At 63.5% G+C, this 24,746-nt stretch carries 22 protein-coding genes; 11 read left to right on the top strand and 11 right to left on the bottom strand.

Annotated elements, in window-relative coordinates; translation table 11 throughout:
- Nucleotides 1-38: 38 nt before the first annotated feature.
- Genes DSC91_RS36005 through DSC91_RS35995 form a run of 3 tightly spaced genes read left to right on the top strand, consistent with a single transcriptional unit; the run spans nt 39 to nt 1,678 of the window.
- Nucleotides 39-476 carry a carboxymuconolactone decarboxylase family protein gene (locus tag DSC91_RS36005; protein WP_115783206.1) on the top strand — a complete coding sequence of 146 codons (438 nt, stop codon included), beginning with the start codon at nt 39-41 and terminating at the stop codon, nt 474-476.
- 58 nt (nt 477-534) lie between these two features.
- Nucleotides 535-1,230, top strand: coding sequence for an FMN-dependent NADH-azoreductase (locus DSC91_RS36000; RefSeq protein ID WP_115783205.1), 696 nt, complete (start codon nt 535-537; stop codon nt 1,228-1,230).
- A 4-nt stretch (nt 1,231-1,234) separates the two neighbouring features.
- Nucleotides 1,235-1,678, top strand: a complete 444-nt coding sequence (locus tag DSC91_RS35995; RefSeq protein WP_115783204.1) for a cupin domain-containing protein — start codon at nt 1,235-1,237, stop codon at nt 1,676-1,678.
- A gap of 123 nt (nt 1,679-1,801) precedes the next feature.
- Here the strand turns inward: DSC91_RS35995 and DSC91_RS35990 are convergent, their stop codons facing one another.
- Together DSC91_RS35990 and DSC91_RS35985 are read right to left on the bottom strand one after the other, a co-directional pair.
- The gene (locus DSC91_RS35990; protein ID WP_115783203.1) at nt 1,802-2,173 is read right to left on the bottom strand and encodes a hypothetical protein; all 372 of its coding nucleotides are present in this window, start codon (nt 2,171-2,173) and stop codon (nt 1,802-1,804) included.
- Between the two features lie 206 nt (nt 2,174-2,379).
- Nucleotides 2,380-4,911 (bottom strand): penicillin-binding protein 1A, encoded by a 2,532-nt coding sequence (locus tag DSC91_RS35985; RefSeq protein ID WP_115783202.1) that lies wholly within the window; start codon nt 4,909-4,911, stop codon nt 2,380-2,382.
- A 150-nt stretch (nt 4,912-5,061) separates the two neighbouring features.
- Between DSC91_RS35985 and fabV the strand changes: the two genes are divergently transcribed.
- Nucleotides 5,062-6,258, top strand: a complete 1,197-nt coding sequence (gene fabV, locus DSC91_RS35980) for an enoyl-ACP reductase FabV (RefSeq protein ID WP_115783201.1) — start codon at nt 5,062-5,064, stop codon at nt 6,256-6,258.
- A gap of 62 nt (nt 6,259-6,320) precedes the next feature.
- On the opposite strand, the gene DSC91_RS35975 is transcribed toward fabV, so the two are convergent.
- Nucleotides 6,321-6,665 (bottom strand): hypothetical protein, encoded by a 345-nt coding sequence (locus tag DSC91_RS35975; protein ID WP_115783644.1) that lies wholly within the window; start codon nt 6,663-6,665, stop codon nt 6,321-6,323.
- Between the two features lie 352 nt (nt 6,666-7,017).
- Here DSC91_RS35975 and DSC91_RS35965 point away from each other — a divergent pair, with 352 nt between their 5' ends.
- The gene (locus DSC91_RS35965; RefSeq protein ID WP_229758332.1) at nt 7,018-8,832 is read left to right on the top strand and encodes a methyl-accepting chemotaxis protein; all 1,815 of its coding nucleotides are present in this window, start codon (nt 7,018-7,020) and stop codon (nt 8,830-8,832) included.
- A 5-nt stretch (nt 8,833-8,837) separates the two neighbouring features.
- Here DSC91_RS35965 and DSC91_RS35960 read toward each other — a convergent pair whose 3' ends face one another.
- The 4 genes from DSC91_RS35960 to DSC91_RS35945 all read right to left on the bottom strand — a co-directional run bounded on the left by DSC91_RS35960 (nt 8,838) and on the right by DSC91_RS35945 (nt 12,833).
- On the bottom strand, nt 8,838-9,461 hold the full coding sequence (locus tag DSC91_RS35960) for a glutathione S-transferase family protein (protein ID WP_115783199.1): 624 nt from the start codon (nt 9,459-9,461) through the stop codon (nt 8,838-8,840).
- Nucleotides 9,462-9,606: 145 nt separating this feature from the next.
- Nucleotides 9,607-10,638 carry a histone deacetylase family protein gene (locus DSC91_RS35955; protein ID WP_115783198.1) on the bottom strand — a complete coding sequence of 344 codons (1,032 nt, stop codon included), beginning with the start codon at nt 10,636-10,638 and terminating at the stop codon, nt 9,607-9,609.
- 79 nt (nt 10,639-10,717) lie between these two features.
- Complete coding sequence (aguB, locus tag DSC91_RS35950) at nt 10,718-11,611, bottom strand: N-carbamoylputrescine amidase (protein WP_115783197.1); 894 nt, start codon at nt 11,609-11,611, stop codon at nt 10,718-10,720.
- A gap of 184 nt (nt 11,612-11,795) precedes the next feature.
- On the bottom strand, nt 11,796-12,833 hold the full coding sequence (locus DSC91_RS35945; RefSeq protein ID WP_115783196.1) for an AraC family transcriptional regulator: 1,038 nt from the start codon (nt 12,831-12,833) through the stop codon (nt 11,796-11,798).
- A gap of 185 nt (nt 12,834-13,018) precedes the next feature.
- Between DSC91_RS35945 and DSC91_RS35940 the strand changes: the two genes are divergently transcribed.
- The 3 genes from DSC91_RS35940 (at nt 13,019) to DSC91_RS35930 (ending at nt 16,546) form a co-directional block, all read left to right on the top strand.
- The gene (locus DSC91_RS35940) at nt 13,019-14,368 is read left to right on the top strand and encodes a glutamine synthetase family protein (protein ID WP_115783195.1); all 1,350 of its coding nucleotides are present in this window, start codon (nt 13,019-13,021) and stop codon (nt 14,366-14,368) included.
- A gap of 51 nt (nt 14,369-14,419) precedes the next feature.
- Nucleotides 14,420-15,778, top strand: a complete 1,359-nt coding sequence (locus tag DSC91_RS35935) for an aspartate aminotransferase family protein (protein ID WP_115783642.1) — start codon at nt 14,420-14,422, stop codon at nt 15,776-15,778.
- A 120-nt stretch (nt 15,779-15,898) separates the two neighbouring features.
- Nucleotides 15,899-16,546 (top strand): GntR family transcriptional regulator, encoded by a 648-nt coding sequence (locus DSC91_RS35930; RefSeq protein WP_115783194.1) that lies wholly within the window; start codon nt 15,899-15,901, stop codon nt 16,544-16,546.
- Between the two features lie 178 nt (nt 16,547-16,724).
- Here DSC91_RS35930 and DSC91_RS35925 read toward each other — a convergent pair whose 3' ends face one another.
- The gene (locus DSC91_RS35925) at nt 16,725-17,621 is read right to left on the bottom strand and encodes a LysR family transcriptional regulator (protein ID WP_115783193.1); all 897 of its coding nucleotides are present in this window, start codon (nt 17,619-17,621) and stop codon (nt 16,725-16,727) included.
- Nucleotides 17,622-17,788: 167 nt separating this feature from the next.
- Between DSC91_RS35925 and tam the strand changes: the two genes are divergently transcribed.
- From tam to DSC91_RS35910, 3 genes are all read left to right on the top strand, one after another.
- A complete protein-coding gene (gene tam, locus DSC91_RS35920; protein WP_115783192.1) occupies nt 17,789-18,565 on the top strand; it encodes a trans-aconitate 2-methyltransferase in 777 nt (258 codons plus the stop codon).
- A gap of 164 nt (nt 18,566-18,729) precedes the next feature.
- The gene (locus DSC91_RS35915; protein WP_115783191.1) at nt 18,730-19,095 is read left to right on the top strand and encodes a hypothetical protein; all 366 of its coding nucleotides are present in this window, start codon (nt 18,730-18,732) and stop codon (nt 19,093-19,095) included.
- A gap of 135 nt (nt 19,096-19,230) precedes the next feature.
- A complete protein-coding gene (locus tag DSC91_RS35910; protein WP_115783190.1) occupies nt 19,231-20,166 on the top strand; it encodes a LysR substrate-binding domain-containing protein in 936 nt (311 codons plus the stop codon).
- Nucleotides 20,167-20,317: 151 nt separating this feature from the next.
- Here DSC91_RS35910 and DSC91_RS35905 read toward each other — a convergent pair whose 3' ends face one another.
- The 3 genes from DSC91_RS35905 to DSC91_RS35895 form a co-directional block, all read right to left on the bottom strand.
- Entirely contained in the window at nt 20,318-21,979 is a 1,662-nt protein-coding gene (locus tag DSC91_RS35905; RefSeq protein ID WP_115783189.1) for a GMC family oxidoreductase, read from the bottom strand.
- Nucleotides 21,980-22,108: 129 nt separating this feature from the next.
- Nucleotides 22,109-23,326, bottom strand: a complete 1,218-nt coding sequence (locus tag DSC91_RS35900; protein WP_115783188.1) for a mandelate racemase/muconate lactonizing enzyme family protein — start codon at nt 23,324-23,326, stop codon at nt 22,109-22,111.
- A complete protein-coding gene (locus DSC91_RS35895; RefSeq protein WP_229758331.1) occupies nt 23,323-24,687 on the bottom strand; it encodes an MFS transporter in 1,365 nt (454 codons plus the stop codon). Before DSC91_RS35895 ends, DSC91_RS35900 begins: the two co-directional genes overlap by 4 nt.
- Nucleotides 24,688-24,746 lie beyond the last annotated feature (59 nt).

Genomic DNA, 24,746 nt, shown 5'->3' with positions numbered 1-24,746 from the left:
GGCCCACTGAATGGGTCCAACCCGTCAAGGAGTGAATCATGGAACAACGTCTCGACTTCTACAAAGCCAACCCCGCCGCCATCAAGGCGATGCTCGGCGTCGAAGAACGCATCGGCAAATCGGCCCTCGAAAAATCGCTGACCGAACTGGTCCGTCTGCGCGCTTCGCAGATCAACGGCTGCGCGTTCTGCGTCGACATGCACACCACCGACGCCCGCAAAGGCGGCGAGTCCGAGCGGCGCCTGGCCACCGTCGTGGTATGGCGTGAAACGCCCTTCTTCACCGACCGTGAACGCGCGGCGCTCGAATGGACCGAAGCGCTCACGCTGGTGTCGCACGAGCACGTACCCGACGCTGTGTGGCAAGCCGTGCGCCCGCACTTCAGCGACGAGGAACTGGTCGACCTGACGCTGCTGATCTCCGCCATCAATGCATGGAACCGCTTCGCGATCGCGTTTCGCAAGTTGCCGGCCTGAGCACACCGCCGCCGTGCCCCTGCGAACCCTTTGCGCATAACCCTGAAGGAACGAAGCCATGAAAATCATGCACGTCGACGCGAGCGCCAAACGCGAGCGATCCAACTCGCGGGCGTTGAGCCGGTATTTTCTGGAGCGCCTGCGTGAGGAAGGTCTGGATATCGAGGTCGATTACCTCGACGTCGCGGTCGATACGCCGCCGCATGTGAACGAAGCATTCGCCATCGCGACCTACACGCCGCCGCATGAGCGAACGCCCGCCATGAAAGCGACGTTGGCTTCATCGGATGAACTGTGCAAGCGCCTGCTCGATGCCGACGCGTTGGTCTTCGCCATGCCCATGTACAACTGGTCGATGCCTTCCGCGTTCAAGGCGTTCATCGACAGCATCACGCGCACGGGGTTGACCTACGTGAATACCGACGACGGTCGCATAGAAGGCCAGCTTGCGCGGCAGAAGGTGCTCTTCATCACGAGTCGCGGTGCCGACTTACGCGCCGGCTCGCCCTACGCGTCGATGGATGCGCTGACGCCGGCGCTCAGGGCTGCTTTCGGATTTCTCGGCGTCGCGGAACCGTCTTTTGTCGACGCGCAACCGTTGCAGTTTTCCGACCAGGCCGCGCGGATCGAAGCACTCGACCGGGCACGCACCGAACTCGCTGCAATGGCCGCGAGCTGGGCCAACCCCGCGAAATCGAAGTCGGCCTCGACATTGGAACCGGACAACGATGTCATGGCACTCGCCCAGGAGTAATCGCATGAAAATTCGTACGCTGACGGCGACGGTAGCGCTCGCCGGTCTTTCCATCGCAGGATTCGTCCAAACCGCGTTCGCCGCCGATACGGCCGCTGCACGGGAGACGACACGGGAGACGATTACGCCCGCGTTCACTGAGGCGATCGCCAACGTTCCGGGCAAAACGATGACGGCGCTTGTCGTCGACTATGCCCCCGGAGGCAAATCGCCATCGCATCGGCATGGGCAGGCTTTTGTGGTCGCCTATGTCCTGTCGGGAGCCATCCGCAGTCGTATCAACGATGGCGAGGAGCACGTCTTTCACGCGGGCGAATCCTGGACGGAGAAGCCTGGCGCGCATCATACGGTCAGCGAAAACGCGAGCGACACCGAACCCGCGAAGCTGCTGGCCATTTTCGTGGCGGACACGAAAGATAAAAAGCTGGTGACGTTCGACAAGCAATGAGCGCATAACGTCAGACGCGGTTGTTGCGGTTGTTGCGGTTGTTGCGGTTGTTGCGGTTGTTGCGCTTGTCGCACGGGCCGCGTGCAATGCGTCTGGACGGCTTCGTCAGTGTTCCCTGCATCGCTAGAACTTCGGATGACACTCGAAATTCACTGACGACGCATGCGCGGCCATCATCTCCACACCGCTCACCGTTTCGGTGTTGACGCTGCTTTGCATGCCGCGACGCTCGCAATAGTCGCGCGCCTCGCTTATCGCGTGCTCGTGCGCGCGGGCCCAGGCCATCCGCCCGCCGGTCGCGCTCGCCGCTACCGTGTAAGTGCCGGGTTTGTCGGTTGCGACAACATCGGTCGCCGATGCACATCCCATCAGGCTGGCGCACGCGGCTGCGGCCGCGATAAGCGCGCGTGCCCGACTGGACAATGCGCTTCGACGCTGCGGCACGACGGATGCGCGCTGCTGATCGAGCACGCGATCTAAGACGTGATTGACCATATTCACCTACATTTCTTTACCGTTTTATCAATGCCGAAATTATGCGCAATCAGGCGCGCCAGATCAGCCTCGTCACCTGAAAACACTGTTGCACACGCCTGAACAATCGCGGGCGCCAGCGCGGCGGCAGCCGGGCTCGACAATCCAATGCAGAAGATGAAGGAACACCGCGCGGACCTCGCCACGCGGTGCATCACGGTCGAACGTCAGGGCGATCCGCTTGCGCTTGCCGGCGCGCCCGGGGGCGCGTTCGCCGTACCGCCGCCTGCGTCCGGCGGCAGCACATCGTCCGGTGTAGGCGTCGGCGCCAGAGCCGGCTCGCCGCTGCCGTGCACCTCGCCGTCGACTGCCCTGTTGGCCGGTGCGGGCGCCGAAGCCGGCGCCTGAAGGAGCGGCGGCTGCGACGGCAGTGTGCGCGGTTCGACATCGGCGACGCCTGCAGACGCCGCGGCCGCCGATGCAGCCGATGCCGATGCCGATGCCGACGCAGTAGCAGCAGGCGCATGGCGCGTCGTACTGCGCGTGACAACCGGCGCCTCCGTCTTCGCGGACGACGCCGCACACAGATGCTGGAACCACTCGCGCAGCCTGGCCGAGCGTTCCGCAAACCAGCCCGGCGCCTGATCGGTTGCGAACCTCACGCGGCTATCCACCAGTTTCGAGCGTTGCGCACGCTGGAAAAAGTCGCCGACGATCGGCAACGCGCTGTGCGCCCCCTGCCCCCAATAGTCGCTGCGCAAGGTCACCCGGCTGTCGTTGAAGCCAACCCACGCCCCCGCCACGAGTTGCGGCTGGATCAGGATGAACCAGCCGTCGGCGTTGCCCTGCGTCGTGCCCGTCTTGCCCGCGACATCGCCACGCACGCCGAAGCGGCTGCGAATGCTCGACCCCGTGCCGCGGCTCACCACGTCGCGCATCACATCGACGAGCGTGCGGGCGGCGTCGGCCGGCAATTCCTGTTTGGGCGACGCCGGCGCGAATTCGGCCAGCACTTCGCCGTTGCGGTCTTCGATACGCGTGACCATCACCGGTTCCACGTAACCGCCAAGGTTGGCGATCGTGCCGTAGGCCGACACCATTTCCTTCAACGTGACCGGACTCGTGCCGAGCGCGAGCGACGGCACCGGATCGAGTTGGCTGTCGCGCACGCCCATCGCGCGCGCCAGTCTCGCCACCTTGTTCGGACCGACCGTTTCCATCAACTGGGCGGTAATCCGGTTGCGGGAATACGCGAGGCCGTCGCGCAAGCTGATCGCGCGCTCGCTCGGCTCATCCTCGTCGCTCGGACGCCAGACTTCGCCGCCCGCCAGCGGAATCTCGACGGGCTTGTCGATAAACGTGTCGGTGGGCTTGGCGCCGTCTTCGAAGGCCGCGGCATAGACGAACGGCTTGAAGGTCGAACCCGGCTGGCGGCGCGCCTGCTGGACGTGGTCGAACGGGTCCTCGCTGAAGTCGCGGCTGCCGACCCATGCCTTGATCTGGCCGTTGCGCGGATCCATGGCGAGGAAGTCCGCCTGCACCCGGGTCTTGGACTCGCACACCGACTTCACCAGGTCGCGATCGGACGAGACGCGCTTCATCGCGTCGTCGTCGGACAGGCCTGCGTCTTTCGCGGCGCGATAGTCGGGCGTTTCGCGCAGGAAAGTCTGCAGCAGGTCGCGGCCGTTCGCACAACCCGCGCGCGTGCCCCACGCCGAATTCGCGATGCCCTGCAACTGGTTGCCCTGCAAGGTCACGGCTTGAGTGGCCATGGCCTGCAAGCGTGAATCGATGGTGGTGCGCACCACCAGTCCGTCGGAATAGAGGTTGTAGTCGTTGCGATCGGCCCATGCCGCGAGCCACTTGCGCAGTTGCTGCGCGAAGTGCGGTGCGGGTCCGGGCGGCTCGGTTTGCCGCTCGAAATCGATGCGCAAGGGACGGCGCTCGAGCGTCGCATAGGCCGCGGGCGTGAGCTTGCCGTACTTGACCATTTGCGCCAGCACCGTGTTGCGCCGCTGCAAGGCGCGTTCCGGGTTGAGCACCGGGTTGTAGTAGCTATTGCCCTTGAGCATGCCGGTGAGCGTCGCGCTCTCCAGCACATTCAGGTCGCTGGCCGATTTGTCGAAATAGGTTCGCGCCGCCATCTCGATGCCGTAGGCGTTGTAGAGGAACGGCACCGTGTTGAGGTAAGTCTCGAGGATTTCGTCCTTGGTGTAGAGCGCCTCGATCTTGAAGGCGGTGATCGCCTCCTTGATCTTGCGGGTCAGCGTGGGGGCGCGGCCGATCTCGTCGGGATAGAGATTGCGCGCGAGTTGCTGGGTAATGGTCGAACCACCCTGGCGGTCGCCGGAAAACGTGTGCAGCGCGGCGGACGCCGTGCGGCGCCAATCCAGTCCGAAATGCTGGTAAAAGCGGTGGTCTTCCGTGGCGATCAGCGCATTCACCACATTCGGCGAGATGTCCTTGAGTTTCACCCACTCGCGGTTCGAGGGCTTGAATTCGGCCAGCAGTTTGCCGTCCGCCGAGAGAATCTGCGCGGGCTGCTCGATTTTCGCCTTGCGGATGTCGCCGATGCTGGGCGTGAACGGAATCAGGATCAGCACGTACAGAACCAGCAGCGCCGGCGTCGCGGCGCAGGCCCACGCCACGCCGCGCAGCGTGGGATGGCGCAGGTGCCATAGGCCCCGGACGATGGGCCGGTTCGCCAGGATTAGCCCTTTTTCAAGGGTCTGTAAGAATGAGGTGATCAGACGCTTCACACTTGCTACCGTCGGCTGGGAAAGGCTGAATCCTACCAAGATGCGCAGCGAAGGCCGATTTTTGCGTCGCGGAGGGCCAAACCCGGGCGCCGCGCACAGGCAGAAACCCAAGCCCACTATAATGTCGGCAATTCTGACAAGAGGTGCTTCATGATCATCAAACCGCGCGTGCGTGGCTTCATCTGTGTATCGACCCATCCGGTTGGCTGCGAAGCCAACGTCAAGGAGCAGATCGAATATGTCAAGGCACGCGGCCCCATCGCCAATGGCCCGAAGAAAGTGCTCGTGATCGGCGCTTCCACGGGCTACGGCCTTGCAGCCCGCATCAGCGCCGCGTTCGGCGCCGACGCCGCCACGCTCGGCGTGTTTTTCGAGCGCGCCGGCAGCGAGACCAAAGCCGGCACCGCGGGCTGGTACAACACCGCTGCCTTCGAGAAATTCGCCCGGGAAAAAGGCCTGTACGCGACCAGCATCAACGGCGACGCGTTCTCCGACGAAGTCAAGCAACGCACCATCGACGTCATCAAGCGTGATCTCGGCCAGGTGGACCTGGTCGTCTACAGTCTCGCCGCGCCCAAGCGCACGCATCCGAAGACCGGTGAAGTATTCAGCTCGACCCTGAAGCCGGTCGGCAAGGCCGTCAACCTGCGCGGCATCGACACCGACAAGGAAGTCGTCAAGGAAACCGTCCTCGAACCCGCCACGCAAGCGGAAATCGACAACACCGTCGCGGTGATGGGCGGCGAAGACTGGCAGATGTGGATCGACGCCCTCCTCGACGCCGGCGTGCTGGCCGACGGCGCGAAGACGACCGCGTTCACCTACCTCGGCGAAAAAATCACGCACGACATCTACTGGAACGGCTCGATCGGCGCGGCCAAGAAAGACCTCGACCAGAAGGTGCTCGGGATTCGCGAGAAACTCGCGGCCAAGGGCGGCGATGCGCGCGTCTCGGTGCTCAAAGCGGTCGTGACGCAGGCGAGTTCCGCAATCCCGATGATGCCGCTGTATCTGTCGCTGCTCTTCAAGGTGATGAAGGCAAAGGGCACGCACGAAGGCTGCATCGAGCAAGTCTACGGGCTGTACAAAGACAGCATGTACGGCACGACGCCGCACATCGACGAAGAAGGCCGTCTGCGCGCGGACTACAAGGAACTCGATCCCGAAGTGCAAGCCCGCGTCCAGGAACTCTGGACTCAGGTGACCAACGACAATATTTACGAGCTCACCGACTTCAGCGGCTACAAGACCGACTTCCTGCGTCTGTTCGGATTCGAGATCGCCGGCGTGGACTACGAGGCAGACGTCAATCCGGACGTGCAGATCCCCGGCCTCGTGCAGATGTGATGTTTGCTTGCGGGGTCATGACGGCCCCGCAAAGCGAGTGTTTTCAGTGGTCGCCCTGCGTATCAGCAGGGAAACGCCGCCTGAAGCGAGCGCAGAATGGCAAGCCCGATCGGGAAGTCGTCCGAGATGCTCGGATGGTTGGCGAAAAACTGATCCAGCAGCGGATAGACGTTCTGATTGCCGATCGCCAGGTTCTGCGGCGGGCAGAACAGCGGCGGACGCTTCTTCGACACCAGATCCCCGTTCGCCCACCCCAGCGCATTGATCGTACCGGTGATGTAAGCCGCGTAGACCGAGTTGTTGTCGGCGTGCGCCCACAGCTTGTATTGCGCGGCCGTCATCTCGGCGCTCGCGTTGAGCGTAAAACCGGCCATCAGCAAAGCCAGTGCAAATTTCGATACCCGCATCGTCGAACCTTCAATCCGTGTCGCAAAAGCGGCCATTGTAGGCGAGTCAGGCGGCGCGCAGAAGCGTCCGCAGCCAGGGATTTCGTAAGCATTCCGCAAATATCTTTGTAAGCAATCACCTGCGAATGGGCCTCACGACGTCGACGTCGACGTCGCCGCGGCTGAGCGGCGCTTTGCCTGGTCGCCGGAACGCGAAAGCGCGATCCACGCCGCCAGCCCCGCCTCAAGTTCTCCTTTTTTCCGCCGTAGTTCGTGAAGGTAGACCTGAAACCGTGATTCGGCTCGGGTCGCGCCGAGATGTCGCAGCAGGCGTTCCGATTCGTGCAACACCCTTCCATCCTTCACGGAAACCATGATTTCGTCACTCCGAACTCGCATTCTGATCATTTCGTCCGCTACCGTCATCGGCGCGCTCGCGCTTTCGGGCGCCACCGCCTACACCACGGTGCGCGCCAACACGATGGAGACCATCGCGCAGAACCTGAGCGCCATCGCCGGCGCCAACGCGCTGGCCATCGACAAGTGGGTGGCGGCCAAGGCGCAGGCCGTGAAGGTCACCGCTGACGAGGTCGAGCACGGCGATCCGCAAGGCTTCGTCAAGCATATGAGCGGTGCGGACGGCTTTCCGATCACCACAGTCGGGTGGAGCGACAAGACCTATTTCTCGACCAGCAATACCACGCCCAAAGATTACGATCCGACCGCGCGGCCCTGGTACAAGGCGGCCGTCGCGGCCGGCACGCTGATTGTCACGAAGCCGTATGGCGACGCGTCGACGGGCGTGCCCTACGTCTCCTTTTCCGCGCCGATGATCCGCAACGGCCAGGCGACCGGCGCGCTGAGCGGCGCCGTGCCGCTCGAAGGCGTGCGCGACGTGGTCGCCGCGGTGCATCCGACGCCCTCGAGCCTCGCCTTCGTGGTGGCGCGCGACGGCCAGGTGATCGCGCATCCCGATGCCAAGTTGATTCTCAAGCAGGCAAGCGACATCTCCGCCGCGCTCACGCCGGACGCGCTGGCGTCGCTCGCGCAAGCCGGCGCGCCGATGGAAGTCGATCTGGGCGGGGGTGCCAAGCTGCTCAAGGCGCAGCCGGTGCACGGCACCGACTGGTATCTGGTGATCGCGCTCGACAAGGCGGAGGCAACAGCAGGTCTGGCCAACGTCCTGCAGGCGCTCGGCGTGGCGATGGTGCTGCTGACGCTGGCGGCGGTGGGCATTGCCGCGTTCTTCACCTCGCATTCGTTCCGCAGCCTGTCGCAGGTGCGCGACGCCATGGATACCATCGGCTCGGGCAGCGGCGATCTCACGCATCGCCTGCCTGTGGTCGGCAGCGACGAAGTGGCGCAGATTTCCGCCTCGTTCAACGCGTTTGTCGACAAGATCGGCACGGTGCTGCTGGAAGTGCGTGCCGGCGTGGAGAACATGAAGATCGCGACCGGCGAAATCGAAATGGGCAACCGCGATCTGTCGCAGCGCACGGAAACGTCCGCCTCCAATCTGCAGAACACCTCGGCGGCCCTCACGCAATTGACCGCCAGCGTCAGGCAATCGGCCGAATCCGCCATGGAGGCCACGCGGCTGGCCACCTCGGCGAGCCAGGCGGCGGCGCGCGGCGGTGAAGTCGTGACCAGCGCGGTCAGCACGATGGACGACATCGCCCGATCCTCCGCGCGCATTACCGAAATCATCGGCGTGATCGACAGCATCGCGTTTCAGACCAACATCCTTGCGCTCAACGCGGCCGTCGAAGCGGCGCGGGCCGGCGAGAACGGCCGCGGATTCGCCGTGGTGGCGGGCGAAGTGCGCACGCTGGCGCAGCGCTGCGCGACTGCCGCGCGTGAGATCAAGGATCTGATTCAGGCCTCCGAAGCCAGCGTGGGCACGGGCGCGCAGCGTGTCCAGGCCGCCGGCACGGCGATGCTGGAAATCGTCGCCGGGATCGATCGCGTTCATCGCGTCATCGGTGAAATCGACGGCGCGATGAACGAGCAGAGCGCGGGTATCAGCCAGATCGATCGCAGCGTCGCCGAGATGGACCAGGCGACGCAGCAGAACGCCGCCCTCGTGGAGCAATCGACGGCCGCTTCGGCGACGCTGAACGAGCAGGCGCACGGCCTGTCGCGTGTCGTTGGCCTGTTCAGGCTGCGCCAGGCTGACGCCCGCGTGTAAAGCGCTTACGGCGTGCCGTTGCGGCAGTGAGCCACGTAGCCCGGGCGCGTGGCAAGCCGCTCCATGTAAGCCGTCAGTGCGGGAAAATCGCCGTGCGGCAGCGGCGTTTCGAGCCAGCGGTTGATCGAGAGCGCGATCGGGATGTCCGCGAGCGAGAACGACGACCCGGCGACGAAGGCGCCGGTTGTCTCCAGTTGCCGGTCGACGATTGCAATATGCCGCGCCCAGTTCGCGCACGACAGGTCGATCTGCTGACGATCCTGATGCACCGGCGAGCGCCGGACCAGCGCAAGAAACGCGTAGCTCCATGCCCGGTTCAGTTCGCTCGCCTGCCAGTCGATCCATTGATCGCACCTCGCGCGTTCGCAAGGATCGCCCGGGTAGAGCCATTCGCCGGCATGGCGGCCGGCCAGGTAACGGATGATCGAGTTGGATTCCCATAGCACGAACTCGCCGTCCCGGATAACGGGGACCATCGCGTTGGGATTCAACGCGACGAATTCGGGCAAGTCGGTCGCCTTGAATCCGGAGCCCCAGTCCTCCCGTTCGAACGGCAGACCGAGTTCGGCGCACGCCCACAGTACTTTGCGCACGTTGATGGATGAGGCTTTGCCCAGTATCTGCAGCATGGAATCGTGTCCGTCCGTTCGGTCGCCGTGGATAAATTCACCGGAAATCCGGTTCGAGCCGTAGCGTATCGGTGGCTCGATCTGGTGGACATAGACACTTTGCACGTCACGCGCTGGGCCACCCGGCGTCACACCGAAGGGCCGCTCAAACCGACTCGAAACCCGTCAGCACATTCACCGCGTTCACCCCGATCGCCGCGACCGCGTAGCCGCCTTCCATCACGAACAAAGTCGGTTTTCGCACGCGTCCGATCGCCTCGCCGATGCGCAGATAGTCGGCGCTACGCAGCTTGAACTGCGAAATCGGGTCTTCCTCGAACGTATCGACACCGAGCGACACCACCAGCGCATCCGGCGCGTAGTCGGCGACACGCGCGCACGCCGCGTCGAGCGCCACCGTGTAGTCCGCCCACGCCGTGCCGGGTTGCAGCGGAAAGTTCGCGTTGTAGCCGAGGCCCGCACCCGCGCCGGCTTCGTCGGCGTGGCCGAGAAAAAACGGATACTCGGTGCGCGGATCGCCGTGCAGCGACGCGAACAATACGTCGGAACGGTGATAGAAAATGCTCTGCGTACCATTGCCGTGGTGATAGTCGACGTCGAGAATCGCCACGCGTTTCGCGCCCGCGTCGAGGAACGATTGCGCCGCTACCGCCGCGTTGTTGATGTAGCAGTAGCCGCCCATATAGTCCGCCGCGGCGTGATGCCCGGGCGGCCGGCACAGCGAGAACGCGCCGCGTGCGCCCTCCCTCACGTGGCGCGCGCCGGTCAGCGCGACATCCGCGGCATCGCTCACGGCAGCCCACGTGCCCGCGGTGATCGGCACACCCGCATCCATCGAGTAGTAGCCGAGCTTGCCGTCGATATCTGCCGGCACGCGGTCCTGGCGCATGCCGCGCACCGGCCATATGAGCGGCAGCGCGTCGTGCTTGCGGCCGAGCGCGCTCCATTCGTCCCATGCGCTGCCAAGAAACGCAATGAAGCCTTCGTCGTGAATACGGTGCACCGGATCGAGTCCGAACGATGCGGGCGCAATCACGTCGCCGAGCCTCGTTTCGCGCACCCGTTCCAGGATGAAATCGGCACGGCTCGGCATCTCGAAGCAAGGCTTCATTTCGCCGTCGATCAATTCAGCATGGCCATGGTGCAGCCGGTGCCGATCGCTATACACAGTCAACATGCAATGTCTCCTTAAGATGCTTGCTGTTCGAATCCGCCACTCAATCCGCCGCGCCCGGTCGCACGCGTCGATACGACGTTCACGACGCGCCCTCCGCGGTACGGTGTTCACCATCGCTGGTCGCGAGGATGCCGTAGCAGGCCGGACGCCGGTCGCGAAACACGCCCCACGCTTGACGAGTCTCCGCGACCGCATCCAGATCGAAACGATGCAGCAGAATCGCGGGCTCGTCGCGCCCTGCTTTCTGGACCCGCTCGCCGTACTGATCGGCGATGAACGACGAGCCGTAATAGCGCTGCGGAAAGTCGCGGCCCTGCTCGCCGCCGGTGCGGTTCGCGGCGATCAGCGGCACGAGGTTCGCGCCTGCGTGGCCCTGCATCACGCGCTGCCAGTGTGCGCTGCTGTCGAGCGCAGGGTCTTGCGGTTCGCTGCCGATCGCGGTCGGATAGAACAGCAGTTCGGCACCGAGGAGCGCCATCGCACGAGCCGTCTCCGGAAACCACTGGTCCCAGCAGATGCCGACGCCGAGCGTGCCGTAACGCGTTTGCCAGACGCGAAAGCCGGTGTCGCCGGGCGTGAAGTAATACTTTTCGCTGTAGCCTGGGCCGTCGGGGATATGGGTTTTGCGGTAGCGGCCCAGCACGCTGCCATCGGCGTCGATCATCGCCACCGTGTTGTAGAAAACGTTGCCGGCCTTTTCGAAGAAGCTGATCGGCAGGACCACGTTCAACGCTGCCGCGACGCGGCTAAAGCGCGCGATGGCGGGATGGCCATCGAACGGCAGCGCATGGCGGAAGTGCTTCGAATCCTGTTCGGTGCAGAAGTACGGCAATTCGAAAAGCTCGGGCAGCAGGATCACCTGCGCACCCTGGGCCGCGGCTTCGCGCACCAGGCGCTCGGCTTGCGCAAGATTCGCCTCGCGATCCCACCCCGGCACGGCCAACTGGATTGCCGCCACGCTGACTGCTCGCATCTCGTGTCTCCTTTGTGTTCGTCTGGGAAAATTCTGCCCGAGGCGCGCGACTGAGCGATAACGGGGAAACGGTCATCGAGGGGATAAATGTGGCCAATCTGGCCGGGGCAGCATGACGCTGGAACGTGACCCGGCGGCGCGTGGCTGCGCCGCCGACGTCATGCGCTCAGCAGAAAACCGTCAGCTATGCGCAGCGATAGTCGCTCGGACAACGGCCGGTCCAGCGCCGAAACGCGTGCCGGAAGCCGGCCGTTTCGCTGTAGCCGAGCCGCTCGGCGATATCCGACATCGACAGCCGCGTACGCACCAGGTAGTCGAGCGCGAGATCGTGCCGCACGCGGTCGAGCAGCGCCTGGAAGGCGGAGCCGCTGCCCGCCAGCCGCCGTCTGAGCGTGCGTTCCGACACGCACAGCGCGTCGGCGAGCGAGCGCAGCGAACCGTAGCGGCATGGGTCGGCATACAGCAGGCGCAGGCTGCGCGCGGTGACGTCGTTGCCCGCCGCGGTGGCCCATTCGCGCTCGAGTTGCGCGCACTGTTGACGCGACATCAGATAGCTCACCGGCTCGGCGAGGGGTAGTGGTTCATCAAGCCAGCTGGCCGGAAAAATCAGCGCATTTTCGGCAGCGTCGAAGGTGGCGCGACGGCCAATCCGCTCTTCGTAGGCATCCGCATGGGCGGGCGCGCCGAACGTCACCTCGAGCGCGGATGGCGCGCGCCGCGCGGACAGCACGTCGCAGACCACCGCCCACATCGACGCGAGGCACATGTCCGTATTGATCACGGTGAGATCCGGCCGGTAGTGATAGTCGGCCGCGACGATCGCCGCGACGTCGGCGTTGCGGCGCAGCGAAACCTTGAAGTAACTGCCGAGCAGTAAGGGAAAGTCCTGGGCGCATTGCAGCGCGTCGCCGAGCGTGGGGCTCACCAGCATCGCGTAACCGAGGATGCCGTAGCTCGAGATGTGCATGGCGCGGCCGATATCGAGGCCGATGCGCGTGTCGCCGCAGGCACGCAACGCGTTGGAGAACACGATCAGCTCCTGCGCATGCGTGACGAGCCCGGACGGCTGCCGCAAATCGCCCGCGCCGACGCCGCTTCCCGCCAGCAGCACCTCGGCACCGATGCCCTGCCGCTCCAGCAAGGAGACGGCGGCGGCAATCGTATGCAGTGTCGCGACGCATTGGGCCGGCGATGGGTGTGGCGAACGTGGTGCATCGGTCATGGGCGGCTCTCAGGTTCCCTCGATCGACCGATGATATTTGATCAAATTCCCAAAAGGAAAAATCCATGCGATGATTTGATCAAATCCCATCATGCAAAATGCCCAGCTTTCCCGAACAGGCAACTCGTCGCGCAAGAAATGCAGCCGCGCGTCGCGCCGTCTTCATCAACCGACTGGAGTCAACCTTGCAAAGCGACCTACGCGATGACCTGCGCGAATTCCTGGAACATCACCGCATTCATGAAGTGGAATGCGTGATACCGGACATGACGGGCGTCGCGCGCGGGAAGATCGTGCCGAAGAACCTGTTTCTCTCGGAAGGCAAGATGCACATGTCGAACGCGCTCCTGATGATCACCGTCAACGGCGAGTTCGCGAATTTCGAGCGCTTTGTCGGGCCGAGCGATCCCGACATGGTCTGCGTCCCCGATCCGAACACGGTGCGGCTCGTGCCGTGGGCTATCGAGCAGGTCGCGGTGGTGATCCACGATTGCGTCGGGCTCGACGGCAAGCCGATCGGCATTTCGCCGCGCGCGGTGCTGCGACGGGTGTTGAAGCTCTACGAGGAAAAAGGCTGGCGTCCGGTAGTCGCGCCGGAGATGGAGTTCTACCTGATCGCGCAGAACGAGAATCCGCATGAACCGCTGCGCCCGCCGCTCGGCCGCGCGGGGCGCAGCGAAGCCGGCCGCCAGTCGTTTTCGATCGACGCCGTCAACGAGTTCGATCCGTTCTTTCAGGACTTGTCACGCTTTTGCGAGACCACGCATCTCGGCGTCGAAACGCTCGTGCATGAAGTGGGCGCGGGGCAAATGGAGATCAATTTTTCTCACGGCGACGCGCTCGATCTCGCCGACCGCGTGTTCCTGTTCAAGCGCGCGGTGCGCGAAACCGCCTACCGTCACGGCATTTTCGCGACTTTCATGGCCAAGCCGATGGAGCATGAGCCCGGCAGCGCGATGCATATTCATCAGAGCATCGTCGATAGTCAAACCGGCGAGAACATCTTTTCACTCCCCGACGGCTCGGCCAGCCCGCTGTTTTTCAACTACATCGGCGGCATGCAGAAGTACATGCCGCAAGCCATGCCGATGTTCGCGCCCTACGTGAACTCCTACCGGCGCCTGTCGCGCTTCACCGCCGCGCCGATCAACGTGCGCTGGGGCTACGACAACCGCACCTGCGGCATCCGCGTGCCGAATTCCGGGCCGGACGGCCGGCGGCTCGAAAACCGCGTGCCGGGCGTCGACGTCAATCCGTATCTGGCGATGGCGGCCACCCTCGCCTGCGGCTATCTCGGCATGGTCGAGCAGCAGGAAGCGTCGGCGCCGATGATCGAAAGCGCCTACGACCTCGAATACGAACTGCCGCGCGGTCTCGAAGATGCGCTCAAGGCGCTGCTGAAATGCACCGAACTCGCGGACGTGCTCGGCGACAACTTCGTGCAGGCCTATTGCGCGGTGAAGGAAAAAGAGTTCGAGACCTTCTCGCAAGGCATTACCGCGTGGGAGCGCGAGCATCTGCAACTGCTCGTCTGAGCGCGGCCGGCCGCTGGAAACATGCTGGAAACATCATTGGAGAAGCTGGCTTTGAATACTCGCCACGGCATCAACTGGGCGCGCGCGCAAGCGCTCGTCGAACGCGAACGCCGCGCGTTTGAGGAGGCCATGCCGAAGTCGCGCGCCCTATCCGAACGCGCCGCGCATCATCTGTTATTCGGCGTGCCGCTGCACTGGATGAACGACTGGTCGACGCCCTTCTCGCTCTATGTCGATCACGCACGGGGCGCCGCGTTTACCGACGTGGACGGTCATCGCTACGCGGACTTCTGCCTCGGCGACACGGGCGCGATGTTCGGCCATTCGCCCGCGCCCGTGGCCCGCGCGCTCGCTCTCCAGGCCGAGCGCGGCTTGACGACCATGCTGCCGGGCGAAGACGCCGCGTGGGTCGGCGAAGAACTCGCGCGCCGTTTCGGCCTGCCCTACTGGCAGTTCGCGATGACCGCGAGCGACGCCAACCGCTTTGCGTTGCGCTGGGGCCGCGCGGCGACCGGGCGCAAGCAGATCGTGATCTTCAACGGCTGCTATCACGGCACGGTGGACGACGTGTTCGTCGATCTCGTCGACGGCAGGCCGCAACAGCGCGACAGCCTGATCGGCCAGGTGCACGACCTGCTCGAGGCCACGCGCGTGATCGAATTCAACGACCTGGACGCGCTGGAAAATGCGCTGAAAGACGGCGAAGTAGCCTGCGTGCTGGCCGAACCCGCGATGACCAACATCGGCATGGTGTTGCCCGAACCGGACTACTGGCGGCAAGCGCAAGCGCTCATGCGCCGCTACGGCACGCTGCTCGCGATCGACGAAACCCACACCATCAGCTGCGGGCCGGGGGGGTACTCGGCGGCGTACGGACTCGAACCCGATCTGTTCATCCTCGGCAAACCGGTCGGCGGCGGCTTTCCGTGCGCCGTGTACGGTTTCAGCGCCGGGCTGGCGGCCCGCGCTCAGCACGCCAAACGCAGCGCACCGCCCGGCCACTCCGGCATCGGCACGACCCTCACGGCGAACATGCTGGCAATGAGCGCGATCCGCGCGACGCTCGCCGAGGTGATGACCGACGCCGCCTACGACCACATGTTCGCGCTCGCCGAGCGGATCGAGGCCGGCCTGAAAAGTGCGATCGCGCGTCATGGCCTCGCGTGGTGCGTGACGCGCGTCGGCGCCCGCACCGAATTCCAGTTTTCGCCGACACCGCCGCGCAACGGTGACGAAGCCGGCCGCCAGCTCGACCCGGAACTGGAGCATATCGTGCACCTTTACCTGCTCAATCGCGGCGTGCTGATCACGCCGTTTCACAACATGATCCTGGTATGCCCCGAGACGTCGGCGGCCGACGTCGACAGACTGGTTTCCGCCTTCGACGCCTGCCTTGCCGAACTGACCTGAGTGCGCTGGATCGCGAGTGGCGCCGCTTGACGGGCACAGCCGGCGCCAAACTGGCGGCCTTTCCAGCAGCCCCTTTCCGCAGCCCTTTTTTGCCGTTTTTGCGACCCCGTATCGAGCTTTATGAAAACTTCGCGCCATCACACGCTGCAGGATCAGACCTACGAAACGCTGCGGCAGTGGCTGACGATCGGACGCTTCGTGCCGGGCGAGCGCATCAAGATCCGTCACGTCGCCGCCGAACTCGGCGTGGGCGAGATGCCGGTGCGCTCCGCCTTGCAGCGCCTTGCGGCCGAATCGGCGCTGGTGAACGTGCCCAATTGCGGCGTGACGGTGCCGCGTCTGTCGAAAGAACAATTCGACGACGTGTTGCGCGTGCGCCTGATTCTCGAAGGCCAGGCCGCCGAACTGGGCGTGCCGCATCTGAGCGCACACGACCTGGAGACGCTGGAAAAACTGAATGCGCAAATGGCCCAGGCCCTGCGGAGCGCCGATGCCAAAGGCTACCTCGACGCCAACGAGGCGTTCCATCTGATTCTGTACCGCGCGGCCGGCTCGCCGCTTTTGCTCGAGTTGATCGAAACGGTGTGGCTGCAGGTCGGGCCGATTTCGAATCTCCTGTTTGGCGATGCGCGGTTTGCCGATACGCTCAACGATGCCCACGAAGACTTGCTGAATGCAGCGAAGGCGCGTGACGCGGCCGGCGTGCGACGCGCGATCGAGGACGATCTGAGTCATGCGGCGCAGTGTTTGCGGGCTCAGTGTTTGTAGCGGCTGGACTTGACGGCTGGATTTGCGTTGGACGTTGGCTCTCGGGATTTGTGTCAAACGCCGGACCGGGGGTTCAGGGTTCAAGTTCAGGTTTCAAGCTTCAAGCCTGACACCCCGCCTCTCGCCGCCGATGTCACCTTTTCAATGCCGCCTGTCGCCCCGCGCCTCACCGCCAACATCAAACTTTCAACGTCGCCTGTTCGAGAATCATGTCGTAGAGCGCCTGCGCCGCCGGCGACAACTGAGCGGTCTTGCGCGCCACCAGCACCAGCGTGCGCGACACCACCGGATGCGTGAGCTCGACCGTGCGCACCGTCGGATACGCGCCTTTCTGGATCGCGAGCGCCGGCACGACGGCCGCGCCCACTCCTTGAGCAACCAGGCCAACAGCAGTCGAACTGCGTTGCACTTCATAGAAGGAGCGCAGCGCCAGTTCGTTCTTTTCCAGCGCCACATCGAGCAACGCACGATTACCGCTGACCTCGCCGGCGAAAATCAGCGGATACGATTGCAGTTGCCGCCAGGCGATACGCCGCCGTTTCGCCAGAGGATGATCTTCATGGCAAATCAGCACGTAGCGGTCCTCCGTCAACGGCACGCTGGCAAGATCCGGATGATGCTCGCCGGCGATATTGATGCCGAATTCCACCTCCCGGCGCAGCACGGCTTCCTCCACCGCCGACGACGCGTGATCGAGAATCTTGATGCGGTTATGCGGATAGCGCGCGGCATACGCCTGCAGAATGCGCGGCAGATACTGCACGCCCACGGTCGGCACGCAGGCGATCGACACATCGCCGCGACGGGCGACCCCCGTCTCACGAATCTCCACGAGCGCATCCGCAAGCTCGCCCAGCAGACGGCGCGCCTGGGGCAGAAAACTGCGCCCTATTTCCGTCAGCGCCATGGAACGGGTGGTCCGCTCGATCAGCGTGACGCCGAGATACGTTTCGAGCTTGCGCAGACGTTGCGTAATCGCCGTTTGCGTGACGTGCAACGAATCGGCCGCGCCCTGAAAGCTGCCGCGATCCGCAATCGCGACGAACGCCTGTACGCCGAGCGTGTCGATTTTCATTAGAAAAATGAAGGAATTGGAATGATAAATTCATTTTACTCCGGCTTCGCCGCCTCACAGAATGAGCGGATTGGATCGATTTGACACCGCGCGCAGTGGGCGGATGTCAGCGAAAACGGTCCGGCAACCGGAACAACCCGGCATAAATCGGGACAAAGGAGCACGAGATGACGTCATCGACGAATTGGCAGGCCAAACAGTACGTGTTGTTCGAAAACGAGCGCACGCGTCCAGTCAGGGATCTGCTGGCGGCAGTCCCGGCAACGGATGTGCGAGTGGCGGTGGACATCGGCTGCGGCCCCGGCAATTCCACCGAAGCGCTGGCGGCCCGCCTGCCCGGCGCGACGGTCAGCGGCCTGGACAGTTCCGCCGACATGATCGCGGCGGCCCGCCGGCGCCTGCCGCAATTCCAGTTCGAGGTAAGCGACATTGCGACATGGGATGCCCCGGGCCCTTACGACCTGATCCTCGCCAATGCCGTGCTGCAGTGGGTGCCGAATCACGCGCAGCTGTTTCCGTCGCTGGTGAACAAACTGACGCCGGGCGGCAATCTTGCCGTGCGAATGCCGGACAACCTCGACGAACCCGCGCACCGTCTGCTGCGCGAGGTCGCTGCCGACGGCCCGTGGGCCAACAAGCTGAAGGGCGTGGAGCGCACCCTGCGCTACGGCGCCGACTGGTACTACGCCTTGCTCAAACCGCTGTGCGCGCGGGTCGATGTGTGGCGCACCGTCTACCATCACCCGCTCGCGGGCAGCGCGGACGCCGTGGTCGAATGGTTCAAGGGCAGCGCGCTGAGACCGTTCCTCGCCGAGCTCGACGACAGCGAGGAAGGCGTCTTCCTGGCACGCTACCGGGATGCGATCGCGCGGGCTTATCCGGCCCTGGCTGACGGCACCGTGTTGCTGCCGTTCCCTCGGCTGTTTATCGTCGCTACGCGCTAACGGAAACCGGCCGTCTGCCGGTCGGCGCGCGGTGTTTGTGGTGCCGGAGTCGCCAGGGTCAGTCAGGCATTGCCGCTCGTGAATTCTGCGTGATATTGTGTAACGTAAGCGGGGGGCGGCTTGCCGTCCTCACCGGAACGCAAATTTCAGCAGCGAGCGTCGCCATGAGTGATGTACGCCACCATCTGAGTCCACGTGACCGTCTGGAGCTGTTGTGCTGGCTCACATGCGGCTGCCTGGGCGCGTATTACCTGAATGAGGACTGGCCTGACGCGGCGTTTCACGTGCAGGCCGCCCATAAGTGGCTCGATCATCGGTCCCGGGAAGCAGACTGGCTGAGTATCGCCAGGCTGTCGGCAACCGCCCTGGAGATCGCGCAGCGGCATGCGAAATTTGTCGAGGCCGATTGGGCGCGGGATGCGGTCGAAGAGATTCTCGATACGGACGAGCTCGACCCTCAGGCACGGCTGGTGAAGCAGGTTCTGGCGGACTGCCAGAGCGCGCTTGCGGACAAACGCGTGGCGGACTAGTTCTTTTCGCGCGACGCTTTGAGTGAGTCGGGATGCGGCGTTGACTAAACGCCGCGAGGGCAACCCAGTAAAATAGCGGGCACCCGCGCCGCCGCGCTCCAGCCTACCCCTCGGTTCCCGATCTTGAAACGCAAAATGCCCGCGCTGAACGCGCTGAAAGCCTTCGAAGTCGCCGGCCGCACGGGCAGCTTCACGCGCGCAGCGGAACTGCTGAACGTGACGCAAAGCGCGGTCAGCCGGCAAGTCCGGCAACTGGAAGCGCAACTCGGCGAGACGCTGCTCCAGCGTCACCATCACCATCTCGAGCTCTCTGCCGCCGGCCGCATCCTCCTGCAAGCCCTGCAACAATCGTTCGACCGGATCGAACTCACAGTGCGCGGCCTGCAGGAGAAAACCCATCGCAATCGTCTGCGTATCAATGCGCCTCCCACCTTCACGAGCCGCTGGCTGATGCCGCGTCTCGGACGTCTGCGCGACGCGCATCCGCACCTCGAACTCAGCCTGTCGACCCGCGTCGACGACAATCTCGCCGAATCGGGCGTGCTCGACTGCGCGATCCGCTTTGGCAACGGCGAGTGGGAAGGCGTCGACAACCGTCTGCTGATGAACGAACGGCACATCGCCGTCTGTGCGCCCGCGTTGCTCGCACGCGAGGCAGGCCGCGCCGCTATCGATCTGAATCAGTTCACGCTGCTGCATGTGCTCGCGAGCGCCGATCAGCGTTATCTGACCTGGCAGCATTGGCTGAAAGCCGCCGGCATCGAGAACGTCGACACCCGTGGCGGCTACGAATTCGATCTGCTCGATCACGCGATCCAGGCCGCTATCGACGGGCTCGGCGTGACCATCGCCGATCGTCACATGATCGGGCGCGAGCTGGCTGAGGGGCAGTTGGTACAAGTGCTGAACGTGCACGTCGACGGCCACCAGTCGTATTGGCTCGTTACGCGCGCAGGGCAGGACGAGTTGCCACACGTCGCGCTATTCCGCGAATGGCTGCAGCAGGAAATCTGGCTGACCGAGCGCGCACTCGATTCGTCGGAGTCGGCACAACCGGGCGCAGCGGATTGATGCAGATAAAAATCGTCTGAGTGCGGACGCCCAGGCGACTCCGGTCTATTTGAGCCATCCCGGTTCCGCCCAGCATGGCGCAAAAAAAACGCGCCGATTGCATCGTATCGGCGCGTTTTTCTCTACACCGCTAACGGTGACTTTCCAGCGGTCAGGCGGCGGCAGCCAGCTCCGCCGCGTCGGGTTTAAAGGCCGTTTCGACGGCGGCGTCCATGAGAATCATCTCCGCGCCCTTCTCCGCCACCATCATGGTCGGCGCATTGATGTTGCCCGATGTGATGTTCGGGAAGATCGACGCATCGACCACGCGCAAGCCCGCAATCCCATGCACCCGCAAACGCGCATCGACCACGGAAGTGCGCGGGTCGTCGCCCATCGCGCACGAGCCGCACAGGTGATAGATCGAGCCCGATTGCTCACGGAAATACTGCAGGAAACTTTCGCGCGTATTCACCTGTGGCCCCGGCGAGATTTCCTCGACCGTGATGTCTTTCAACGCCGGCGATGCCATCACCTTGCGCACCAGTTCGCAACCCTGAATCACTTCGTCGATGTCCTTCTCCGTGGTGAGCGCGTTGATGCGGATTTTCGCGGCCTCTTCCGCTCGGTTCGACGCGATCTCGATCGACCCGCGGCTCGTCGGCCGGCATGGGTTGAATGCCAGCAGGAAGCCCGAATACGGCTCGGGTTCGAGATTCGCCTTGTTGCTCTTCGGAATCCGGTACGACAGCGGATTGAAGTACAACTGCAGGTTCGGCTGCGCTTGCCGATCATTGCCCTTGAAGAACCCGCCCGACTGATTCACGCTCATCGCAAGCGGTCCCTTGCGCGTCAGCAGATACTGGAGGCCGAGTTTGAGCTTGCCGAGCAACGGGCGCATTTCGTCGTTCAGCGTCTTCACGTTCGCGCGATAGTAGAAGCTCACACACAGATGGTCCTGCAGATTCTGCCCCACAGCGGGCAGTTCCTTGACCATCGCGATGCGATGCTTCGCCAGCAAGGCGCTATCGCCTACGCCCGAGAGTTGCAGCAGCTTCGGCGTATCGACCGCGCCCGCCGACAGGATCACCTCGCGGTTAGCCATGAACTGCCGCGTGGCGCCGTTCTGCGTCACGCTCACGCCAATGGCCCGCTGGTTGCCGTCGAATAGCACGCGGCTTGCCAGCACGTCACGCTCGACCGTCAGGTTCTTGCGCGTCAGCACCGGATGCAGATATTCGAAGCTGCTCGACGAACGCTGCCCGTTGCGCGTATTCACGTCGTAAATGCCCGCACCTTCGAATCGTTCGCCATTGAAGTCGTCGCTACGCTTGTAGCCGGCCTGGTCGCAGCCTTTCAGGAATACGTGGCATATCGGATGGACTGCGTCTTTCATCGGCGAGATGCGGATCGGCCCGTCCGCGCCGTGATATTCCGTGTTGCCGAGCGGGTGCGATTCGAGCTTGCGGAAATACGGCAGCACGTCGCGAAACGCCCAGCCCGGGTTGCCCGCCGCGGCCCAGTCGTCGAAATCATGCGGCTGGCCGCGCACGTAGATCATCGCGTTGATCGAGCCGGAACCGCCCTGCACCTTGCCGCGTGGGCAATAGATCGGCCGGTTGTCGAGCTCCTTTTCGGGCTCGCTGTAGTACATCCAGTTATAGGTTTCGTTGTAGTACGTCTTGGTGAAACCCACCGGGATCTTGAACCAGAACGAGCTGTCCTTGCCGCCCGCTTCGAGCAGCAGCACCGAATATTGGCCCGACGCCGACAGGCGATTGGCGAGAATGCAGCCCGCCGAACCCGCGCCGACGATGATGTAATCGTAGTTCATGCTCTATGTCGCCTGAGGGCGCTCAATCTATTGAATGCGTAAAACCAGTTAAAACCTGCCGGTTAAAACTCGCAGGCCAAAGCCCGCAGCGTAAAACCCGCAGGTCGACGCGGCAGGTTCAAGCCGGACTCAACCCTTGGCCGGCGCGAGGTCTTTTACGTCGGCGGGTTGCGCGGCCATTTGCAGATGCAGACGCTCGCCGGTGTACGGCGTGTGCTCTCTGACGACGTCCATGTTCAGCTCCACGCCCAAGCCCGGTTCCTGCGAAGGAATGATGTAGCCGTCCTCCCATTGAATCGGCTTCTTCAACACGGCCGCATGAAAACCGTCCCACGTGCCGATGCTTTCCTGAATCAGAAAGTTCGGCGTGCAGGCTGCGAGCTGAATGCTGGCAGCCGCGCCGATCGGACCGTTGTACAGATGCGGCGCGATCTGCGCGTAATAGACCTCGGCGATCGCTGCGACTTTTTTCGCTTCGAGCAGGCCGCCCACACGCGCCACGTTCAGTTGCAGAATCGACGCCGCACCCGCTTCGAGCAGCTTGAAGAATTCATACTTGGTGGTCAGGCGTTCGCCCGCGGCAATCGGAATGCTCGTGTGCTGCGCGACTTGCGCCATTGCGCCTTCCTGTCCCGGCGGCACCGGTTCTTCGAACCACAGCGGATCGTACTTCTCGAGACGTTTGGCCAGCCGGATCGCCGACGAAGGCACCATCTGCCCATGCGTGCCGAACAGCAGATCGGCCTTGCTGCCGACGGCTTCCCGCACGCGGCGGCAAAACGTCTCGCAGCGGTCGAGCACTTCCATCGACAACTGGTGGCCCGAATAAGCCGTGTACGGCCCTGCCGGATCGAACTTCACCGCGGTGAAGCCGCGCTTCACATTTTCAGCGGCGCATTCGGCGGCGAGATCGGGATCGTCGTAGTCGTATTCGCCGCGGCTGTTCTTCGGATACAGGTAGGTGTACGAGCGCAGACGCTGGTTCACCATACCGCCGAGCAGTTCGTACACCGGCTTGTTCGCTGCCTTGCCGATAATGTCCCAGCACGCCATTTCGAGCCCGCTGACCACGCCCATCATCGTCAGATCGGGGCGTTGCGTGAAACCGCTCGAATACGCTTCGCGCCAGAGCCGCTCGATGTGGTGCGGATCCTTATCGAGCAGGTAGCGGCCGAATACATCGTCGATGACGTGGGTCATCGCCTTCGGATGAAACGTCGCCGAATAGATTTCACCGACGCCTTCAATACCGCAATCGGTCTTGAGCTTGACGAAGATCCAGTACATGCCGCCCACGTGCGGCGGCGGTACGGCGACGATATGCGTTTCGAGCGAAACAACTTTCATTTACGCGACCCCTTTTCTATGTCGGTCGGAGTTGGCGCTTTAGCGCTTACTCCGAACCCATGCATGTTTCTCAGCGCAAGCCCAGCAACACCGCCGAGCGCCGCCATTCCGGCCACATAGCCGAAGTAAAGCTGATATCCGAAGACGCCCGGGAAGTTCTGCGTCAGATAACCGTTGATCAACGGCAGGAACACGTCGGGCGAATAACCGAGTACGGAGATCAGGCCGATGGCGAGGCCCATCGTTTCGACCGGGATATTGCAGCGATCCAGCAGCGACCAGTACAGCCCGCGAATCGCGTAAGTCAGAATGCCGATGAACAGCACGAGAAACACCAGCAGCACGTGACTCGAAATACGCGGTGCCGCCATCAGACCCAGCAGCGACAGTGCGGCGAGGAAAAGCGCGATCACCAGCACCGAGACCTTCGAATAACGGTCGCCGAGAAAGCCGCCGCCGATGCCGCCGATCGGCCGCATCCACAGCTTGAGCGTCGTGATCGTGCCGGCCATCACCACCGTCAAGCCAATTTCGCCTTCGTGCAGATAAGCGGAGAAGCTGTAAGTAGCCCAGAACACCTGGTAACCGCAAAACACGATAGCCGCGACCAGCCACAACTCGGGAATCGACGCGAGCGTTTTCAGATCGACCAGCACGTTGCTGCGTTTCTTCGTGGCGCGGTTGGCGGCGGCGTCTTTAGCGCCTTGCGGATCTTTAACGAGCGCAAGCACCACGCCAAGTGCGATGCACAGGAAAGCGTACATGTAGACGACCAGCTTGAAGCCCGCCGCCACGGGTTCGCCCCTGGTCTGCGTAAACCACGCGAACAGCGTGATCGCGACGGTCGCGAGCATGGCTTCGATCAAGCCGCGTCCGCCGTCGAGCAAACCAAAGAAACGTCCCTGCTCGTGCGTGCCGGCAATCATCGTCACACGCTTGATCACGGCGGCCCAGAAGGTCAAGCCGGTCGTCAAACCCCAGCCGCCGAAAATCAGCATCAGCATCTGGAACGACGGCGCGGTCGAATACCACAGGCCGAGCACGCCGGTTGCGATCAGCGAAAAACAGATCAGGAGACGTGGTGCGATCCGGTCGGCAAGCCAACCGCTAGGCAAGTAGCTCAGCAGAAAGATCGTGCCGAGCGACGAATACAGATAGCCGAGCTGACTATCGGTGATGTGAAACACTTCGAGCATGGTCGGCTGATAGACCTGCCGCAGATACAGAATCGGGTAGATCGCGCCGGCTGCCACGACCAGCAACATGAGCTGGATGTAGCGTTGGGCCCGGTTGGCTTGCAGTGCGGATTCCGCGGCGCTCGACTCGAGCGAAGCGGTAGTTTGAACGGGTTGAGATGACACGTGAGCGCTCCTGGAAGACACAACGCCGGTTCATCGGGCCGCCGGGTCTTCAAATATTT

Origin of the sequence: Paraburkholderia caffeinilytica (assembly GCF_003368325.1) — a bacterium.
Classification (GTDB): Bacteria; Pseudomonadota; Gammaproteobacteria; order Burkholderiales; family Burkholderiaceae; genus Paraburkholderia; species Paraburkholderia caffeinilytica.
The sequence above is the reverse complement of the archived record's forward strand: the minus strand, read 5'-3'. Positions and strand labels throughout refer to the sequence as shown.

Bases quoted from the DNA above. Each gene is read 5' to 3' on its own strand.
- DSC91_RS36005 (WP_115783206.1), top strand. From the start codon at position 39: ATGGAACAACGTCTCGACTTCTACAAAGCCAACCCCGCCGCCATCAAG.
- DSC91_RS36000 (WP_115783205.1), top strand. From the start codon at position 535: ATGAAAATCATGCACGTCGACGCGAGCGCCAAACGCGAGCGATCCAAC.
- DSC91_RS35995 (WP_115783204.1), top strand. From the start codon at position 1,235: ATGAAAATTCGTACGCTGACGGCGACGGTAGCGCTCGCCGGTCTTTCC.
- DSC91_RS35990 (WP_115783203.1), bottom strand. From the start codon at position 2,173: ATGGTCAATCACGTCTTAGATCGCGTGCTCGATCAGCAGCGCGCATCC.
- fabV (WP_115783201.1), top strand. From the start codon at position 5,062: ATGATCATCAAACCGCGCGTGCGTGGCTTCATCTGTGTATCGACCCAT.
- DSC91_RS35975 (WP_115783644.1), bottom strand. From the start codon at position 6,665: ATGCGGGTATCGAAATTTGCACTGGCTTTGCTGATGGCCGGTTTTACG.
- DSC91_RS35965 (WP_229758332.1), top strand. From the start codon at position 7,018: ATGATTTCGTCACTCCGAACTCGCATTCTGATCATTTCGTCCGCTACC.
- DSC91_RS35960 (WP_115783199.1), bottom strand. From the start codon at position 9,461: ATGCTGCAGATACTGGGCAAAGCCTCATCCATCAACGTGCGCAAAGTA.
- DSC91_RS35955 (WP_115783198.1), bottom strand. From the start codon at position 10,638: ATGTTGACTGTGTATAGCGATCGGCACCGGCTGCACCATGGCCATGCT.
- aguB (WP_115783197.1), bottom strand. From the start codon at position 11,611: ATGCGAGCAGTCAGCGTGGCGGCAATCCAGTTGGCCGTGCCGGGGTGG.
- DSC91_RS35945 (WP_115783196.1), bottom strand. From the start codon at position 12,833: ATGACCGATGCACCACGTTCGCCACACCCATCGCCGGCCCAATGCGTC.
- DSC91_RS35930 (WP_115783194.1), top strand. From the start codon at position 15,899: ATGAAAACTTCGCGCCATCACACGCTGCAGGATCAGACCTACGAAACG.
- DSC91_RS35925 (WP_115783193.1), bottom strand. From the start codon at position 17,621: ATGAAAATCGACACGCTCGGCGTACAGGCGTTCGTCGCGATTGCGGAT.
- tam (WP_115783192.1), top strand. From the start codon at position 17,789: ATGACGTCATCGACGAATTGGCAGGCCAAACAGTACGTGTTGTTCGAA.
- DSC91_RS35915 (WP_115783191.1), top strand. From the start codon at position 18,730: ATGAGTGATGTACGCCACCATCTGAGTCCACGTGACCGTCTGGAGCTG.
- DSC91_RS35910 (WP_115783190.1), top strand. From the start codon at position 19,231: ATGCCCGCGCTGAACGCGCTGAAAGCCTTCGAAGTCGCCGGCCGCACG.
- DSC91_RS35905 (WP_115783189.1), bottom strand. From the start codon at position 21,979: ATGAACTACGATTACATCATCGTCGGCGCGGGTTCGGCGGGCTGCATT.
- DSC91_RS35900 (WP_115783188.1), bottom strand. From the start codon at position 23,326: ATGAAAGTTGTTTCGCTCGAAACGCATATCGTCGCCGTACCGCCGCCG.